This window comes from Aeromonas sp. FDAARGOS 1417, from assembly GCF_019046985.1.
GTDB lineage: Bacteria > Pseudomonadota > Gammaproteobacteria > Enterobacterales > Aeromonadaceae > Aeromonas > Aeromonas veronii.
The window spans coordinates 3,237,838-3,255,129 of sequence record NZ_CP077221.1 but is presented as its reverse complement, the minus strand read 5'-3'; the positions used below and the strand labels follow the sequence as shown (position 1 = coordinate 3,255,129).

15 protein-coding genes are annotated in these 17,292 nt (G+C 60.4%); 8 read left to right on the top strand and 7 right to left on the bottom strand.

Annotated features, from left to right (window positions below; all coding sequences use genetic code 11):
- The first annotated feature begins 76 nt into the window (after positions 1–76).
- Positions 77–1,453, top strand: a complete 1,377-nt coding sequence (gene trkA / locus I6L47_RS14970; protein WP_005339689.1) for a Trk system potassium transporter TrkA — start codon at positions 77–79, stop codon at positions 1,451–1,453.
- A 96-nt stretch (positions 1,454–1,549) separates the two neighbouring features.
- Positions 1,550–2,992 (top strand): TrkH family potassium uptake protein, encoded by a 1,443-nt coding sequence (locus I6L47_RS14965; RefSeq protein WP_005341967.1) that lies wholly within the window; start codon positions 1,550–1,552, stop codon positions 2,990–2,992.
- 250 nt (positions 2,993–3,242) lie between these two features.
- On the opposite strand, the gene typA is transcribed toward I6L47_RS14965, so the two are convergent.
- Positions 3,243–5,054: a translational GTPase TypA gene (gene typA / locus I6L47_RS14960; protein ID WP_005339679.1), complete on the bottom strand. Its 1,812-nt coding sequence runs from the start codon at positions 5,052–5,054 to the stop codon at positions 3,243–3,245.
- Between the two features lie 351 nt (positions 5,055–5,405).
- Between typA and glnA the strand changes: the two genes are divergently transcribed.
- From glnA to add, 5 genes are all read left to right on the top strand, one after another.
- Positions 5,406–6,815 carry a glutamate--ammonia ligase gene (gene glnA / locus I6L47_RS14955; protein ID WP_005339672.1) on the top strand — a complete coding sequence of 470 codons (1,410 nt, stop codon included), beginning with the start codon at positions 5,406–5,408 and terminating at the stop codon, positions 6,813–6,815.
- Between the two features lie 115 nt (positions 6,816–6,930).
- Complete coding sequence (locus I6L47_RS14950) at positions 6,931–7,509, top strand: DUF4124 domain-containing protein (protein WP_216947720.1); 579 nt, start codon at positions 6,931–6,933, stop codon at positions 7,507–7,509.
- A gap of 86 nt (positions 7,510–7,595) precedes the next feature.
- On the top strand, positions 7,596–8,651 hold the full coding sequence (gene glnL / locus I6L47_RS14945; RefSeq protein ID WP_005356202.1) for a nitrogen regulation protein NR(II): 1,056 nt from the start codon (positions 7,596–7,598) through the stop codon (positions 8,649–8,651).
- Positions 8,652–8,660: 9 nt separating this feature from the next.
- A complete protein-coding gene (gene glnG, locus I6L47_RS14940; protein WP_216947719.1) occupies positions 8,661–10,079 on the top strand; it encodes a nitrogen regulation protein NR(I) in 1,419 nt (472 codons plus the stop codon).
- 141 nt (positions 10,080–10,220) lie between these two features.
- On the top strand, positions 10,221–11,222 hold the full coding sequence (add, locus tag I6L47_RS14935; RefSeq protein WP_216947718.1) for an adenosine deaminase: 1,002 nt from the start codon (positions 10,221–10,223) through the stop codon (positions 11,220–11,222).
- 150 nt (positions 11,223–11,372) lie between these two features.
- Here add and rmuC read toward each other — a convergent pair whose 3' ends face one another.
- Both rmuC and I6L47_RS14925 read right to left on the bottom strand, forming a co-directional pair.
- A complete protein-coding gene (gene rmuC / locus I6L47_RS14930) occupies positions 11,373–12,713 on the bottom strand; it encodes a DNA recombination protein RmuC (RefSeq protein ID WP_216947717.1) in 1,341 nt (446 codons plus the stop codon).
- Positions 12,710–12,925: a hypothetical protein gene (locus tag I6L47_RS14925; protein ID WP_021231493.1), complete on the bottom strand. Its 216-nt coding sequence runs from the start codon at positions 12,923–12,925 to the stop codon at positions 12,710–12,712. The genes rmuC and I6L47_RS14925 overlap by 4 nt, the downstream gene beginning before the upstream one ends.
- 140 nt (positions 12,926–13,065) lie before the next feature.
- On the opposite strand from I6L47_RS14925, the gene I6L47_RS14920 reads away from it, so the two are divergent.
- Complete coding sequence (locus I6L47_RS14920) at positions 13,066–13,587, top strand: ferredoxin-type protein NapF (RefSeq protein WP_216947716.1); 522 nt, start codon at positions 13,066–13,068, stop codon at positions 13,585–13,587.
- 72 nt (positions 13,588–13,659) lie between these two features.
- Here I6L47_RS14920 and I6L47_RS14915 read toward each other — a convergent pair whose 3' ends face one another.
- The 4 genes from I6L47_RS14915 to I6L47_RS14900 form a co-directional block, all read right to left on the bottom strand.
- The gene (locus I6L47_RS14915) at positions 13,660–14,112 is read right to left on the bottom strand and encodes an Rrf2 family transcriptional regulator (RefSeq protein WP_005339654.1); all 453 of its coding nucleotides are present in this window, start codon (positions 14,110–14,112) and stop codon (positions 13,660–13,662) included.
- Between the two features lie 344 nt (positions 14,113–14,456).
- Positions 14,457–15,296, bottom strand: coding sequence for a PfkB family carbohydrate kinase (locus I6L47_RS14910; RefSeq protein WP_042079777.1), 840 nt, complete (start codon positions 15,294–15,296; stop codon positions 14,457–14,459).
- 106 nt (positions 15,297–15,402) lie between these two features.
- On the bottom strand, positions 15,403–16,374 hold the full coding sequence (locus I6L47_RS14905) for a LysR substrate-binding domain-containing protein (RefSeq protein WP_005356189.1): 972 nt from the start codon (positions 16,372–16,374) through the stop codon (positions 15,403–15,405).
- 183 nt (positions 16,375–16,557) lie between these two features.
- Entirely contained in the window at positions 16,558–17,286 is a 729-nt protein-coding gene (locus I6L47_RS14900) for a glutamine amidotransferase (protein ID WP_005357481.1), read from the bottom strand.
- Between the last annotated feature and the right edge of the window lie 6 nt (positions 17,287–17,292).

Sequence of the window (17,292 nt, the reverse complement as noted above, 5' to 3'; positions counted from 1 at the left end):
CAAACCTCATTCGGGAGAGCTGCCAGATCCATTCTGGCGCTCCCCTTTACAGCATCAACGTGAGTAGACGTTCCCTATGAAGATCATCATTTTGGGAGCCGGCCAGGTCGGCGGCACTCTGGCCGAGAACCTGGCCGGGGAGAACAACGACATCACCATCGTCGACACCGACAGCGAACGCCTGCGCGAACTGCAGGACAAGTTTGACCTGCGGGTGGTCAACGGTCACGGCGCCCACCCCAAGGTGCTGCGCGAAGCGGGCGCTCAGGATGCCGACATGCTGGTCGCGGTCACCAACAGTGACGAGACCAACATGATCGCCTGTCAGGTGGCCTACTCCCTGTTCAACACCCCGAACAAGGTGGCACGGATCCGCTCGCCAGCCTATCTGACCGAGCGGGATCGCCTGTTCCTGCCGGAATCGGTGCCGGTGGATCACCTGATCGCGCCGGAGCAGTTGGTGACCGACTATGTACGTCGCCTGATCGAATATCCGGGCGCCCTGCAAGTGGTTGATTTTGCAGGTGGCCGCGTCGGTCTGGTAGCGGTCAAGGCCTACTACGGTGGCCCGCTGGTGGGCAACGCCCTCTCCACCCTGCGCGAGCACATGCCCAACATCGAGACCCGGGTAGCGGCCATCTTCCGTCAGGGCCGCCCGATCCGCCCGCAAGGTACCACCATCATCGAAGCGGATGACGAGGTCTTCTTCGTCGCCGCCGCGGGCCATATCCGTGCCGTGATGTCGGAGCTGCAGCGCCTCGAGAGCCCCTACCGCCGCATCATGATCGTCGGTGGCGGCAACATTGGCGCAGGCCTCGCCCGTCAGCTGGAGAAGCGCTACAGCGTCAAGCTTATCGAGCGCAACCAGAAGCGGGCTGAGCAGCTCTCCGAACTGCTGGAGAACACCATCGTCTTCTGCGGCGATGCGGCGGATCAGGAGCTGCTGGCCGAGGAGCACATCGACCAGATCGACGTCTTCATCGCCGTGACCAACGAGGATGAGGCCAACATCATGTCGGCGCTGCTCGCCAAGAAGATGGGCGCCAAGAAGACCATGGTGCTGATCCAGCGCGGCGCCTACGTCGATCTGGTGCAGGGTGGCTCTATCGATATCGCCATCTCGCCCCAGCAGGCCACCATCTCGGCCCTGCTGACCCATGTGCGCCGGGCCGATATCGCCAACGTCTACAGCCTGCGCCGCGGCGCTGCCGAGGCGATCGAGGCGATTGCCCACGGTGATGAGAACACCTCCAAGGTGGTCGGCAAGACGGTGGGCGAGCTCAAGCTGCCGCCGGGCACCACTATCGGCGCCGTAGTGCGCGGGGATGAGGTGCTGATCGCTCACGATCGCACCAAGATCCAGCAGGATGACCACGTGGTCATGTTCCTAGTGGACAAGAAGTACATCCCGGAAGTGGAGCGGCTGTTCCAGCCAAGCCCCTTCTTCCTGTAACGTCTTCATGCGCACAGGCTGTCAAACCAGACCCGGCTCAGCTCCCCCAAGGGGATGGTCCGGGTCTTTTGTTAATCAACGACCAGGTTATCGAACATGATCAAGCTGCGTCCCATTATCTTCACCCTCGGGCTTGTGCTCTCCAAGCTGGCGCTCTTCATGTGGCTGCCCACCTTGCTGGCACTGCTCACCGGGTCAGAGGGATTTGTCGAGTTTCTCAAGTCCGTGCTGATCACCCACGGCGCTGCCCTGCTCTGCCTCCACTACGGTCGCAAGGCGGAGTTTCATCTGGGGGTGCGGGAGATGTTCCTGCTCACCACCTCGGTCTGGGTGGTGGCCTGCGCCTTCGGCGCCCTGCCCTTTGTCTTCATCACCCACATCAACTTTACCGACGCCTACTTCGAGACTATGTCGGGGGTAACGACCACGGGCTCTACCGTGCTCTCCGGCCTCGACAACATGGCCCACAGCATCCTGTTGTGGCGTTCCATCCTGCAGTGGCTGGGCGGGGTCGGCTTTATCGTGATGGCGGTAGCCGTGCTGCCCTACCTCAACGTCGGCGGCATGAAGCTGTTCCAGACCGAGAGCTCGGACTGGTCGGACAAAAGCGCCCCGCGTGCCAAGACAGTCGCCAACAACATCGTCGTGGTCTATCTGGTGCTCTCCATGCTCTGCTTCATGGCCTACTGGGCCAGCGGCATGAACATGTTCGAGGCGATCAACCACGCCATGACCACTCTCAGTACCGGCGGCTACTCCACCTCCGATCAATCCATGTCCCACTTCTCCAACTCGGCACACTGGATTGGCACCCTGTTCATGTTCCTCGGTGGCCTGCCCTTCCTGCTCTATGTGCAGAGCCTCAACCACAGGGACAACAGCCTGTTCAAGGATGCCCAGGTGCGCGGCTTCTTCTGGCTGGTGGTGTGGGTCACCGTCATCATGACCTTCTATCTGTGGGAGAGAGACCTGTTCGGCTTCTGGGATGCCCTGCGCATCAGCTGCTTCAACATCGTCTCGGTGCTCACTACCACCGGCTACGGCCTTGGTGACTTCGGCACCTGGGGGCCGCTCGCCAGCATCGTCTTCATCGTGCTGCTGGCGCTTGGCGCCTGCTCGGGCTCCACTGCAGGTGGTCTCAAGATCTTCCGGGTACAGGTGGCATTCGCCCTGTTCAGAAAGCAGATGCGCCAGCTGATGCACCCCTCTGCCGTCTTCCCCCAGAAGTACAACGGCCGGACGGTCAATGACGCCATCATCCGCTCGATGATCTCCTTCGTGCTGGCCTACTTCGCCATCATTCTGGTGATAGCCGCGCTGCTGGGCGCTATCGGGCTTGATCCTCTGACGGCCATCTCCAGCTCCATCACCGCCGTTGCCAACGTCGGCCCGGGTATGGGCCCGGTGGTCGGCCCCAGCACCAACTTTGCCAGCCTGCCGGAATCGGCCAAATGGCTGCTGTCATTCGGCATGCTGCTGGGACGACTGGAGATCCTGACGGTCGCCGTTCTCTTCTTCCCCTCCTTCTGGCGCCAGTAATCCCTCACTGCAAGCCAGCAAAAAGCCGCAACGTTCACCCGCTGCGGCTTTTTTATCTCACCCATCCCCACGACTTTCGTTCGCCGCTTATCAGCCCACTCATCATCCATTGCTGATGGCCTGAACGAGCTCATCAGGATGGCCAGAGCGGATCACAAGCATAAAAAAACGGACCCAAACCAGAGGTTTGGGTCCGTTTATCAGTGAACCGTCAGCGGCCGCAAGGGCTGCCGAGACTCAGCACATGGCATTAACCACGGCCAGAGCGCTTGCGATCCAGCTCGGTCAGCAATTTCTTGCGGATACGGATGTTCTTCGGAGTCACTTCTACCAGTTCGTCGTTGTCGATGAACTCGAGAGCCTGTTCCAGAGTCATGCGGATCGGCGGAGTCAGCACTTGAGCTTCGTCAGTACCGGAGGCACGCATGTTGGTCAGCTGTTTGCCTTTCAGGCAGTTAACAGTCAGGTCGTTGGAACGGGAGTGAATACCGATCACCTGGCCTTCGTACACTTCGGTCGCGTGACCGATGAACAGACGACCACGGTCTTGCAGACCGAACAGGGCGTAGGTCAGAGCCTTACCGGTTGCGTTGGAGATCAGCACGCCGTTCTGACGCTCGCCGATGCTGCCACCCTTGTGCGGACCGTAGTGGTCGAAGGTGTGGTACAGCAGACCGGTACCTGAGGTCATGGTCATGAACTCGGTCTGGAAACCGATCAGGCCACGGCTCGGGATCATGAAGTCCAGACGGACACGACCCTTACCATCCGGAGTCATGTTGGTCATTTCGCCTTTACGCAGACCCAGTTGCTCCATCACGGAACCCTGGTGCGCTTCTTCAACGTCCACCGTTACGGTTTCGAACGGTTCTTGCAGAACGCCATCAACGGTACGCAGGATTACTTCCGGACGGGACACAGCCAGTTCGTAACCTTCGCGACGCATGTTTTCGATCAGGATGGAGAGGTGCAGTTCACCACGACCGGATACACGGAACTTGTCCGGATCATCAGTCTCTTCCACACGCAGAGCCACGTTGTGGACCAGCTCCTGGTTCAGACGCTCCAGAATGTTACGGGAGGTCACGAACTTGCCCTCTTTACCGGCGAACGGTGAGGTGTTGACCTGGAAGGTCATGTTCACGGTCGGCTCGTCAACGGAGAGCGGCGGCAGCGCTTCAACAGCACCGTTGTCACAGATGGTGTCGGAGATTTTCAGCTCGCCCAGACCGGTGATAGCGATGATGTCACCCGCTTGCGCGTCGGTAACTTCAGTACGGGACAGACCCAGGTAACCCAGCACCTGACCGACTTTACCGTTACGGGTCTTGCCGTCAGCACCAACGATGGTGACCTGCTGGTTGGTCTTGACGCGACCACGGGTGATACGGCCGATACCGATAACGCCCACGTAGGAGTTGTAGTCCAGCTGGGAGATCTGCATCTGGAAACCACCTTCGGCATCAGCCTTCGGCGCTTCAACGTTGTCAACGATAGCCTGGAACAGCGGCTCCATGTTCTCGGACTCGACGTCCTGATCCATGGTGGCCCAACCGTTCAGTGCAGAGGCGTAAACAACTTTGAAATCCAGCTGTTCATCAGTCGCGCCCAGGTTGTCGAACAGGTCGAATACCTGATCCATTACCCAGTCAGGACGAGCACCCGGACGGTCAACCTTGTTGATGACCACGATCGGCTTCAGACCCTGAGCGAACGCTTTCTGGGTCACGAAACGGGTTTGCGGCATCGGGCCGTCAACGGCGTCAACCAGCAGCAGCACGGAGTCAACCATGGACAGTACGCGCTCTACTTCACCACCGAAGTCGGCGTGACCCGGGGTATCAACGATGTTGATGCGGTAGTCATTCCAGCGGATCGCAGTGTTCTTGGCGAGAATGGTGATGCCACGTTCCCGTTCCAGATCATTGGAGTCCATGATCCGTTCCTGGCCTTCCGTGGAGCGGTCCAGGGTGCCGGACTGCTGCAGCAGCTTATCAACCAGAGTCGTTTTGCCGTGGTCAACGTGCGCAATAATCGCAATATTGCGTAAATTCTCTAACATTCTCGCCTCAATCACCGGGTAAAATTGGGCGCTAATTGTACTCTTGCCTTTGTGATCTGCCTAGCAGAATTGCAGTACATTCGCGCATAACAACAGATCTGGATCATAGACCTCTCTGACAAACCCTGCTTAGATGGGCGGTGACCGTATTTCGCGCACCATTACAGTGCACCAAAACGATCCACCATCGCACTAAATTGATGCAACGCGAGTCGAGATCGCCTGATTTTGGGGAGCCTCTTCAGCAAGATTGCCCTGAAATCAAGCTGTCACAAACTTGGCACGATACTGGCTTATGTGAATACGACGACGCATTCACCCAGAGAGTTTTAACACCGGAGGTTACTTAGCATGTCAGCCCAGAACGTTTTGGCCCTGATCCAGGAACACGAAGTCAAGTTTGTTGATCTGCGCTTTACCGACACCAAGGGTAAAGAGCAGCATGTATCCATCCCTGCTCACCAGGTTGATGAAGATTTCTTCGAAGACGGCAAGATGTTCGATGGTTCCTCCATCGGCGGCTGGAAGGGCATCAACGAATCCGACATGGTGCTGATGCCGGACGCAGCCTCCGCCAAGCTGGACCCGTTCACCGAAGAGACCACCCTGAACATCGTTTGTGACGTGCTGGAGCCTGCCACCATGCAGGGCTACGATCGCGATCCGCGCTCCATCGCCAAACGTGCAGAAGATTTCCTGAAGTCCAGCGGCATCGCTGACACCGTGCTGTTCGGGCCGGAGCCGGAATTCTTCATGTTCGACAACATTACTTTCTCCAACACCATGGGCCACAGCTTCGTGAAAATCGAATCTGAAGAAGCCGCATGGAACTCCGGCACTGCCTATGAGCATGGCAACAAGGGTCACCGTCCGTTCGTGAAAGGCGGTTACTTCCCGGTTGCACCGGTCGACTCTTCCCAGGATATCCGCGCCGCCATGTGTCTGGTGCTGGAAGAGATGGGCCAGGTCGTTGAAGCTCACCACCACGAAGTGGCCACTGCCGGTCAGAACGAGATCGCTACCCGCTTCAACACTCTTACGCTGAAAGCTGACGAAGTACAGGTACTGAAGTACGTGATCCACAACGTGGCTCACGCCTACAACAAGACCGTCACCTTCATGCCGAAACCCATGTTCGGTGACAACGGCTCCGGCATGCACTGCCACCAGTCTCTGGCCAAGAACGGCGTCAACCTGTTCGCCGGCGACCTGTATGGCGGTCTGTCCGAGATGGCGCTGCACTACATCGGCGGTATCATCAAGCACGCCAAGGCCATCAACGCCTTCGCCAACCCGACCACCAACTCCTACAAGCGTCTGGTTCCGGGTTATGAAGCACCGGTCATGCTGGCCTACTCTGCCCGCAACCGCTCTGCCTCCATCCGTATTCCGGTGGTTCCGAGCCCGAAAGCCCGTCGTATCGAAGTGCGCTTCCCGGATCCGGCAGCCAACCCGTACCTGGCCTTCGCAGCTCAGCTGATGGCTGGTCTGGACGGTATCATCAACAAGATCCATCCGGGCGATGCCATGGACAAGAACCTGTACGACCTGCCGCCGGAAGAGGCTGCAGAAGTACCGACCGTTGCCGGCTCTCTGGACGAAGCACTGGCTGCTCTGGATGCTGACCGCGAGTTCCTGACCCGTGGCGGCGTGTTCAGCGATGATTTCATCAACTCCTACCTGGAACTGAAACAGCAGGATGTTGACCGTGTGCGCATGACCCCGCACCCGCTGGAGTTCGAGCTGTACTACTCCGTCTAAGTCTCAGCAGACTGGCCGTTTAAATCAGGTCAGCTTGCTTAATCGTGACAAAACCCGCCATCTGGCGGGTTTTTTCTCTGATAGGATTAAGCAAAATACCGTCAAGGAGAGATGGATGAACAACAAGCATGGCATAGGGGTGCTCAGCCTCCTGTTGCTGACCTCGTTCGCTGCGGACGCGGCCAAGGTCTACTCCTGGGTCGATGGCAATGGCATCACCCACTACTCGGATGCGCCACCACCCGGCAAAAACGCCAAAGAGGTCGATCTGCGGGTCGCCCCGCTGCTGGGCAGCAGCGCGCCCAGATCGGTGCAAGTGGATAACTTCAACAGCCTGACCGGCGCCGATGCCAAGAAAGAGAAAGAGGCTGCCAAGCTGACCATCGAACTGCTCTCCCCGGAACAGGGCAGCACCCTGCGCGACAACACAGGCAATATCGTCTTTCAGGGTCAAATCAGCCCCAAACCGCCAACCCAGTATGATGTGCGCCTGACCCTGGATGGCAAAGCCGCCCCCATCGTCAGCAACAGCCTCTCTGTCCGCGTCGAAAACGTCGATCGCGGCGCCCACGAGGCTCAACTCGAGCTGCTCGCCAAAGACGGTACGATCCTTGCTAAATCCAGTGCAGTCACCTTTTACCTGCATAGAGCGAGCGTGACGCCGGCTCCCAAACCCACCCCCAAAGCCGACTAGGGGTGATATAGCGCACCGATGCGGGTAAACTCTATGCACCATATCGGTGCATGACAGGTGTGTAGCACCGTTTTAGGGAGAAACCTGTGCCAACCCGCTCGGACAACGCCAAAACACTCTTGGATAATTTGCTGACCGCCGTGATCCTGATGGATGAGCGGCTCTGCATCCAGTTCGTCAACCCGGCGGCTGAACAGCTGCTCTCTCTCAGTGAACGCCGGCTGATCGGCATCGAACTGCCCCATCTACTGGAACATATCTCCCTCGATTTGCAGCGGCTCAAGCAGTGCCTCGTGTCAGGGCAAGGCTTTACCGATAGCGAAGTGACTCTGGTGGTAGAGGGAGAACCGCGACTGGTGGAGCTGAGCGCCACCCCGATGGCCGACCACGAACAGCGTCTGCTGGTGGTGGAGCTGCGCAAGATCGACCAGCAGAAGAAGATCAGCCAGGAGCAGCAGCAACATGCCCAGCAGCTGGCGGCCAAGGAGCTGGTGCGCGGGCTGGCCCACGAAATCAAGAATCCCCTCGGCGGCCTGCGCGGCGCAGCCCAGCTGCTGCAAAAAGAGCTGCCGGATCCGGCGCTGCGCGAATATACCGGCATCATCATCGAACAGGCTGACAGGCTGCGGGTACTGGTCGATCGGCTGCTCGGCCCCCAGCGCCCCGGCCGTCACCAGATGCACAATGTCCATTCGGTGCTGGAGCAGGTACGCCGACTGGTGGAGCTCGAACTCCCTCCCTCTGTTCGCATCGAGCGGGATTACGATCCCAGCATCCCCGAATTCGAGATGGAGCCGGATCAGCTGCAGCAGGCGTTTCTCAACATAGTGCGCAATGCCGCCGAAGCACTGGGGGATCAGACCGGGCTTATCCGTATCAAGACCCGCACCGCGTTCCAGATCACCATACACGGCCAGCGTTACCGGCTGGCAGCGGAGATCAAGATCATCGACAACGGCCCCGGCATTCCCGATGCCATTCGCGACACCCTGTTCTACCCCATGATCACCGGCAAGGAGGGGGGAACCGGGCTCGGCCTCTCCATCGCCCAGAACCTGATCGACCAGCACAAGGGGCGAATTGACTGCATCAGCTGGCCGGGTCACACCGAATTCACCATTTTTCTACCGCTTCGCAAGTAAGGGAACCCCATGACCGCCAAAGTGTGGATCGTCGATGACGACAGTTCTATCCGCTGGGTGCTGGAGCGCACTCTCGGTAGCGAAGGCTTCAGCTGCGAGAGCTTTGCCGATGGCGAAGCCCTGCTGCACGCCCTTGAGCTGCGCTCGCCCGATGTGATCCTCTCCGATATCCGGATGCCCGGCATCGATGGTTTGAGCCTGCTGGAGCAGATCCACCGCCGTCAGGCCGATCTGCCCATCATCATCATGACCGCCCACTCGGATCTCGACAGCGCGGTCAACGCCTACCAGCGTGGCGCCTTCGAGTACCTGCCCAAGCCGTTCGACATCGACGAAGCGGTGACCCTGGTGCGGCGCGCCGAGAATCACCTCAAGGAGCAGCGCACCAAGCGCAAGTCTCGCCAGCAAGAAGCCACAGCTACGCCGGAGATCATCGGTGAGGCGCCAGCGATGCAGGAGGTGTTTCGCGCCATCGGTCGCCTGTCACGCTCCAGCATCTCGGTACTGATCAACGGCCAGAGCGGTACCGGCAAGGAGCTGGTCGCCCATGCGCTGCACAAGCACAGCCCGCGCGCCCACAAGAACTTCATCGCCCTCAACATGGCTGCCATTCCGAAAGACCTCATCGAATCCGAGCTGTTCGGTCACGAGAAGGGGGCCTTTACCGGCGCCAACAACATCCGCCACGGCCGCTTCGAGCAGGCCGACGGCGGCACCCTGTTTCTCGACGAGATCGGCGACATGCCGCTGGATGTGCAGACCCGGCTGCTGCGGGTATTGGCCGACGGCCAGTTCTACCGGGTCGGTGGCCACCAGCCGGTGCAGGTGGATGTACGGATCATCGCCGCCACCCACCAGAATCTGGAGAAACGGGTCGCCGATGGCGAGTTTCGGGAAGACCTGTTCCACCGTCTCAACGTCATCCGCATCCACATCCCCGCCCTCAAGGAGCGCCGTGAGGACATCCCCCAGCTGGCCCGTCACTTTCTGCTGCGCGCCGCCAAAGAGCTGAATGTGGAGGCCAAGAGCCTGCACCCGGATACCCAGGCCTATATCAGCCGCCTGCCCTGGCCGGGCAACGTGCGCCAGCTGGAGAACGTCTGCCGCTGGCTCACCGTGATGGCCTCGGGGCAAGAAGTGCTGGTCGGCGACCTGCCTGCCGAGCTGCTCACCCCCATCACCCACAACGCCGAACCGGGCCAACCGGCGTTGCCCGGTTGCTGGCAGCAACAGTTGCAGGAGTGGGTGGCCAGCAAGTTGGCGCTGGGAGAGACAGACATCCTGGCCGATGCCATGCCCCAGTTCGAGCGGATCATGCTGGAAACCGCGCTGGAACACACTCACGGCCACAAGCAGGAGGCCGCCCGCCTGCTTGGCTGGGGTCGCAACACCCTGACCCGCAAGCTGAAGGAACTCGATCTCTCCTGAGTCCCGGGGAAAAACGATTCCCATCACGCCCTGACAAATCACCGCCCGCCAGAACCCCGTTTAACCATAAACGGGGTATCTTTTTTGAAAGCCCCGCCTAGAATGGCAGGCTTTCAAACCTGACTCGACGAGGGCGCCCCCATGATTGACAGATCTCTCCCCCTGACCGACCTGCACCGCCATCTGGACGGCAACATCCGCCCGCAAACCATCCTCGAGCTGGGTCGCCAACACAATATCCCGCTGCCCGCCTTCGAGCTGGAAGCACTGCGTCCCCACGTGCAGATCGTCGAGAACGAGCCGAGTCTGGTTGCCTTTTTGAAGAAGCTGGATTGGGGCGTGGCCGTGCTGGCTGACTATGACGCCTGCCGCCGGGTCGCCTACGAGAACGTGGAAGATCTGCTGCGCGCCGGTATCGACTATGCCGAGCTGCGCTTCAGCCCGGCCTATATGGCGATGACCCACAAGCTGCACCCGCAGGGTGTGGTGGAAGCCATCATCGACGGCGTGGCCGCGGGCAGCCGCGACTTCGGCATCAAGACCAACCTGATCGGCATCATGAGCCGCACCTTCGGCACCGAGCAGTGCAATCAGGAGCTGGCCGCCTGTCTGGCCCACCGCGACAAGCTGGTCGCCATCGATCTGGCCGGTGACGAGCTGGGCTTCCCGGGGGAACTCTTTGTCGACCACTTCCGCAAGGTGCGCGATGCAGGCATGCGCGTCACCGTACACGCCGGTGAAGCCGCTGGCCCCGAGAGCATGTGGCAAGCCATTCGCGAGCTGGGTGCCGAGCGTATCGGCCACGGCGTCAAAGCGATTCAGGATCCGGCTCTGATGGCCTATCTGGCCGAGCACCGCATCGGCATCGAGTCCTGCCTCACCTCCAACGTCCAGACCACCACGGTAGCGAGCCTGACCGAACACCCGATCCGCCAGTTCCTGGCTGCCGGTGTACTGGCCTGCCTCAACACCGACGACCCGGCAGTAGAGGGCATCGACCTGCCCCACGAATATGAGGTGGCGGCTCCGGCCGCTGGCATGACCGCCAGCGAGATCCGCTCCGCCCAGCAGAACGGCCTGACCCTGGCCTTCCTGAGCGATAGCGAGAAGGCCGAACTGAGCGCTCGCGCAGCCAGCCGCTGATCCACACCGGCACTGCAAATAGAAACGGCCCACTTCGGTGGGCCGTTTGCTTTACGGATTGCTGATGATGGGTAAGCACTGGGCCAGCAGGCAGATAGCAAAAGGCCCAAACCGGGTTTGGGCCTTGGCTGATGACGGTGCAGGTAAAAACTACTCCTGCTCCTTGTCGCGCTCCAGCGCCCGTTCCACTAGCGGCTCGGGCAGGCTCTTGGTCACCTCCACCCCCAACTCGCGGAAACGCTCGACCTGCGCAATCAGGTTGCCACGGCCGTTGACCAGCCGTCCCATCGCCTTGTCGTAGCTCTCCTGCGCCTTGTGCAGGCTGCCGCCCATCTGCTGCATCTCCTCGACAAACAGCCGCAGCTTTTCGTAGAGGCGACCGGCCCGTTCGGCAATCTGGCGAGCATTCTGGTTCTGCCGCTCGTAGCGCCACAGGTTCTCGATGGTGCGCAGCGCCACCATGAGATTGGTGGGGCTCACCAGCAGGATGTTGTTGTCGAGACCGTAACGCACTAGCGAGGGATCGGCCTCCATCGCGGTGAGGAAGGCGGGCTCCACCGCCACGAACATCAGCACATAGTCGAGGGTGCGTACCCCGGGCAGCTGCTGGTAATCCTTGCGGCCCAGCTCGCGGATGTGGTTGCGCACCGAGGCGACGTGCTCCTTGAGCGCCACCGCCTTCTCCAGCTCGTCATCGGCGTTGTACCAGCGTTCGTAGGCGGTCAGCGACACCTTGGCGTCGATGATGATGTCTTTCTCTTGTGGCAGGTGGACAATCACGTCGGGCTGGTAGCGCTTGCCCTTCTCCACTTCGATATTGACCTGGGTGTGGTACTCGTGACCCTCGCGCAAGCCGCACTCGCTGAGGATCCGTGCCAGCACCACTTCCCCCCAATTGCCCTGCTGCTTGCTGTCACCCTTGAGGGCGCGAGTCAGCGCCGCCGCCTCTTCGGTCATGCGGGCATTGAGCTCGGCAAGGCGCTCCAGCTCGAACTTGAGGCTGTGGCGCTGAGCCGTCTCTTGGGCGTGGGTCTCCCCCACCTGACGACGAAAGCCCTCGAGCTGCTCCTTGAGTGGCGTGAGCAGCAGATCGAGGCTGTTCTGGTTCAATTCGCGGAAGTTGCCGGAGTTTTGCTCGAAGATCCGGTTGGCGAGATTCTCGAACTGCTGGCTGAGGCGCTGCTCCGCCTCCTGTTGCAGCTGCAGCTTCTCGGCGGCGGCAAGCCGCTCGCTGCGCAAGGTCGCTTCCGCATCCTTGAGGCGGGCGGTGAGCTTGATCAGCAGGGTCTGTTGCTGATCAAGCTTCTGCTGGCCCTGCATCCGCTCATCCTGCAACTCGTCGAAGCGATCCTGTAGCGCCTGATGGCGCTCCTGCACCAGCATCAGCTCCTGAGCCTGCGCCGTGGCGGCCCGTCGCCCGATCAGCCAGCCAAACCCGAGGGCCAGCACGGCGGCGGGCAACAAGATCCCCCATAGTCCGGGGTCAATCATTTGCGGCTCCGCTGGCGCAGGAAGAGTTCGAGATAGCGGTTAACCAAAATCCAGATCACCACGTAGATAAGGTAAGCGGCCAGCACCACCCACTTGTGGGTGTTGACGCCGGTATCGAGCTCGGCGAACTCGATATCCTTGATGCGGCAGTAGGCCCACATCAGCAGGGGAAAGACATAGAGCAGGGACGCACGCCAGAGAAATAGCCACATATGATTTCATTCAACCACGTAAAAAGACCCGCCTAGCTTACACAAGGGCAACTGCGCTTGCGATCCTGACGGCCGCTATTCTCTGGCCTGCTTCCCGAAACTTCGATAAAATTAACCCCTAATAGGTATCAGGGGCGAGCATGACTCACTATTTCCTCCGTTGGCTGACACAAGGTTGGCAAGCTTCCCGCAAGCCCGCCGTGGTTTGCCATGAAGCGCGCCCGCCATGGGCCATCGAGGAGTCCCAATACCTCTCCCTCTGCTCCCGCTGTGGCGAATGTTTCAAGGCCTGCCCACGCGGTCTGCTCAAACCGGCCACCCAGGAGGAGTACGAGGGGAGCCCCATCGCCGGTACGCCAGTGCTCGATCTCGCCTGCGGCCAGTGCAGCTACTGCGGCAGCTGCGCCAGAGCCTGTCCCACCGGCGCCCTCGACCTGCAACTGGGCCGTCAGGTGCAGACCCGGGTACAGATTGAAGAGAGTTGTCAGGCACGGCAGGGCTTCTACTGCCTGCTCTGTGAAGATGCCTGTCCCCAGCAGGCGATCAAGGCCACGGCCGACGGCATCAACGTCAATATGGATGCCTGCAATGGCTGCGGTGCCTGCGGCCTCGCCTGCCTGCACGGCGCCATCACCCTGATCCGCCAGCCAGGCAGTCGTTAAAAACCACCTGCGTACAAAAGCAAAAGGGGCCATCAGGCCCCTTTCACATCTTGTTCGATATTCCACGCCCCGTCAGGCCATGGTCACAATAGTCTCTTGCTCGATACCCAGCAGGTGGCAGAGACGATTGGGATCGCGCACCGCATCAGCCAGAGTGTACTCACCCAGCACTTCGAGGAAGGCGTTCATGGCGCGGCGCAGAATGCCCTGAATACGGCAGCCACCGGAGAGACGGCAGTTCTCGCGCTTGCAATCGACCGGACAGAGCACATGCTCCATGTCCATCACCACATCCCGCAAATTGATGGAGACCGCCGAGCGACCGAGGCGGATGCCACCGTGCTTGCCACGCACCGTCTCGATATACCCCTTGATGCCAAGCTGGTGCACAATTTTGACCACGTGGTTGCGAGAGATGCCGAAGGTATCGGCCACTTCGGTAATGGTCGACAGACGATCCCCCGGCTGAACCGCCAGGAAGGTCAGGGTACGCAGGGCGTAGTCGGTAAATCGTGTCAGTTGCATGGTCGCACTTGCCTCTTACTACAAGCCAGGAATCAGGACGACAACATTGAGCTAAGAGGCAGGAGACAACCGGTTCGCCTCTGTTTGCCCATTGGTTCGCCAGAGGGGGCCTGTCTCTTAATCTGAGTTGCGGAGTGACAGGTTAAGAGCAGCACAACCGGGTGTCGATGAAGATGCACATAAATCGACACTTTCTTTGATTGATCGCAAACTTGCCGGGTTAGCCCGGCGTTTGCCCGCTTTATGGCGGGTAAATCTCCCGAATAGTTCCCCTTACCAAGCCCCTTCGACCAGCAGCCATATGGCCCGCGAACCGCCCCTGAATCGACCGCCAGCAAGGTGGTTCAGTGAGGCTGTTTCAGCCAGTTTTTCAGGGCAACCGAGGGGATGGAGCTCTCGGAGGCGACGGCAAACGCCCCCCAGTCCACCGCGCACTGTAGCGCATCCTTGATCGCCATGCCTCGCGCCAGACCATGGATCAATCCGCCAGCGAAGGCATCCCCCGCCCCCGTGGTATCGACCACAGATACTGGCCGGGCGGCAACCCTAATCTGCTCATCGCCGTGGATGGCCACGGCGCCTGCCTTGCCTTCGGTCAGCACCAGCCATTCGAGCTGCTCCCCCGCCAGCTGGCGGGCATGTTGCCAGGGGTCGCTCACCTCGCCGAGATCGGAGCGGGAGGCCACCAGCACATGGCAGGGGCGGCGCGCTTGGCCGCCCTTGGGATACTGGGCCACCACGAAGCTCTTGCCGAGCATCTGGCGCATGTAGCTGATGATGGCGGTGCCGGGATAGTTCACATAGAGGCAATCGATCCCCTCCAGCGGCAGATCGCCGGGCAGATCGGGGCGCCGCGGGCGGCGCAGTATGGTGCGCTCGCCGGTGGAGTCCACCAAAATGAGCAGCTCGCCAGTCTCGCCGCCAAAGCGCTCCACATGGCTGCAATCCAGCCCGTAACCGGCCGCCTGCTCCAGCAGCCAGTCGCCGGTCTCGTCCAGCCCGATACGGGAAGCAATGGTCACCTCGTGGCCCGCCCACACCAGCCCGATGCCGGTGTTGGCCGCGCCACCGCCGAGCCTGCGCCCCTGATCCACATATTGCAGCCGGGCCCCCGCCACCAGCGGTTCGGAGAGGGAGAGCACATGATCACAGTTGAGATTGGCAAGCAGCAGAATGCGGGACATAGAGACCTCGGACGATGGAGATAGCCCAAAAGAGACAGGCTGAACCCCGAGTAGAGCCCAGCCTGACAGAAGAGACAACCGGCAGCGATCGGGAATCCGATCGGGATCAATAGATGGGCAGCTCTACCCCGGCCAGCAGCTCGTCGATGCGCGCCTGACTCGGCTGCTGCATCACACTCTGGATCACCTCCTTGGTGAGGTGGGGCGAGAAGGAGCTGATGAAGTCATACATGTAGTTCTGCAGCAGGATGCTCTTGCTGAAACAGATCTGCGCCGGGCAGGGCTTGAACAGGTGCTCCAGATTGATGGAGACCAGTCCGGGGCTGTCGGTGTCGTTGGCCACCAGCGAGGAGATGATGCCGATGCCAAAACCCAGCTCCACGTAGCGCTTGATCACTCCGGCATCCATTACCGTCATGTAGTAGCTCGGGGTGAGACCGGCGGCATGGAATACCTCGTCCTGCACCTGACGGCCAGTGGCGCCACTCTCGTAGCTGAGGATGGGGTAGTGACAGAGCTGCTCCAGGGTCGGCTTCTTCACCTTGGCCAGCGGGTGATCCTGCGGCACCACCAGCGAGAGAGTCCAGAGGTAGGCGGGCAGCGCAATCAGCTCCTTGTCGAAGCCAATCTCGTGGGCAACGATGGAGAAATCGGAGTAACCCTTGCTGATCTGCTCCTTGCTCGCCGACATTACCGGATGGAGGTGGAACGAGATCTTGGGATACTTCTTGGTGAAGTAGGTGACCGACTTGGGCAGCAGGTAGCGGGCGATGGTGTGGGTGGTGTGAATATTGAGGGTGCCCACGGTCGGGTCCAGATACTCGCGGGAGATCGCCTTGATCTTGCTCTCGATATTGAGCATCGCCTCGGCACACTTGATGATCTCTTCCCCCACCGGCGTAATGCGGTGCAGGTGCTTGCCACGGCGCTCGAAGATCCGCACCCCCAGCTCGCTCTCCAGCAGGCCAATCTGTTTGCTGACCCCCGGCTGACTGGTGAAGAGCGCATCGGAAGCCACGGACACATTGAGGTTGTGGTCCCGGATCGCGATCAAATACTTCAATTGCTGTAGTTTCAAGGCGTCACACTCTCACACTGGTTTGGCTCAGACAGGTTTGGCTCAGGCCGGGACGGCAATCAAGCCAGACAAACAGGCCGCCACATGGGCGGCCAGTGTACCATCCGATCCCGACATCTCAGCGCTTGATCCTTCATTTTGCTACAAAATCTAGCATCCGAAGGGGTGGCTGACAAACCGGGCTCAGGCCGCGCCAGCCCGCAGCGGCAGGATCCCCAGAAACTGCAGCAGCCACTGCATCATGGTCGCCGAATCCACCTCTCCCTCCAGCGAGGAGAGGCTGCTCTGGTAGCGCTCGTCGGGCAACAGGCCGCGGCGCCGCTCGATCAGCGCCCGGTTGTACTCCACCGAGAACTCCGGATGCCCCTGAATGGCAACGATGTGATCCCCCTGCAAAAACATGAAGTTGGGACAAAAATCATTGCCTGCCAACCGGGTCGCCCCCGGCGGCAGCAGGGCCACCTGATCCTGATGACTGGCCAGAATGCGGATCTGATCCCGCGCAGGCGCCATCCAGGGCTCATCTGCCAGCATGGGGTGCACCGACACTCCCAGCCCCCATCCCTTGGTGGACTTCACCACCTCTCCGCCCAGCGCCTGGGCGATCACCTGATGACCGAAGCAGACACCGGCCAGCTTGACGTCGGCATCGTGCGCCTGACGGATCCACGCCCGCAGTGCCTGAATCCAGGGAATATCGCTGTAAGCATCGTGGCGCGAGCCTGTGATGAGCCAGGCATCGCACTCATGCAGATCCTCCGGCAGCTCCCCATCGAGAGCCGACCAGACCCGAAATTCCAGCTCGGGGGCCAGGGCCGCAAAGCCCCTGATAAACATCTCGGAGTAAACGGGGCCAAAACGATCCGCCAGATCGGGATCGAGCCGGTCACAATCGAGAATTCCCAATCGCATCTGTTG

Bases quoted from the DNA above. Each gene is read 5' to 3' on its own strand.
- rmuC (WP_216947717.1), bottom strand. From the start codon at position 12,713: ATGATTGACCCCGGACTATGGGGGATCTTGTTGCCCGCCGCCGTGCTG.
- trkA (WP_005339689.1), top strand. From the start codon at position 77: ATGAAGATCATCATTTTGGGAGCCGGCCAGGTCGGCGGCACTCTGGCC.
- typA (WP_005339679.1), bottom strand. From the start codon at position 5,054: ATGTTAGAGAATTTACGCAATATTGCGATTATTGCGCACGTTGACCAC.
- I6L47_RS14925 (WP_021231493.1), bottom strand. From the start codon at position 12,925: ATGTGGCTATTTCTCTGGCGTGCGTCCCTGCTCTATGTCTTTCCCCTG.
- I6L47_RS14920 (WP_216947716.1), top strand. From the start codon at position 13,066: ATGACTCACTATTTCCTCCGTTGGCTGACACAAGGTTGGCAAGCTTCC.
- add (WP_216947718.1), top strand. From the start codon at position 10,221: ATGATTGACAGATCTCTCCCCCTGACCGACCTGCACCGCCATCTGGAC.
- glnG (WP_216947719.1), top strand. From the start codon at position 8,661: ATGACCGCCAAAGTGTGGATCGTCGATGACGACAGTTCTATCCGCTGG.
- I6L47_RS14965 (WP_005341967.1), top strand. From the start codon at position 1,550: ATGATCAAGCTGCGTCCCATTATCTTCACCCTCGGGCTTGTGCTCTCC.
- I6L47_RS14910 (WP_042079777.1), bottom strand. From the start codon at position 15,296: ATGTCCCGCATTCTGCTGCTTGCCAATCTCAACTGTGATCATGTGCTC.
- glnA (WP_005339672.1), top strand. From the start codon at position 5,406: ATGTCAGCCCAGAACGTTTTGGCCCTGATCCAGGAACACGAAGTCAAG.
- I6L47_RS14915 (WP_005339654.1), bottom strand. From the start codon at position 14,112: ATGCAACTGACACGATTTACCGACTACGCCCTGCGTACCCTGACCTTC.
- I6L47_RS14900 (WP_005357481.1), bottom strand. From the start codon at position 17,286: ATGCGATTGGGAATTCTCGATTGTGACCGGCTCGATCCCGATCTGGCG.
- I6L47_RS14950 (WP_216947720.1), top strand. From the start codon at position 6,931: ATGAACAACAAGCATGGCATAGGGGTGCTCAGCCTCCTGTTGCTGACC.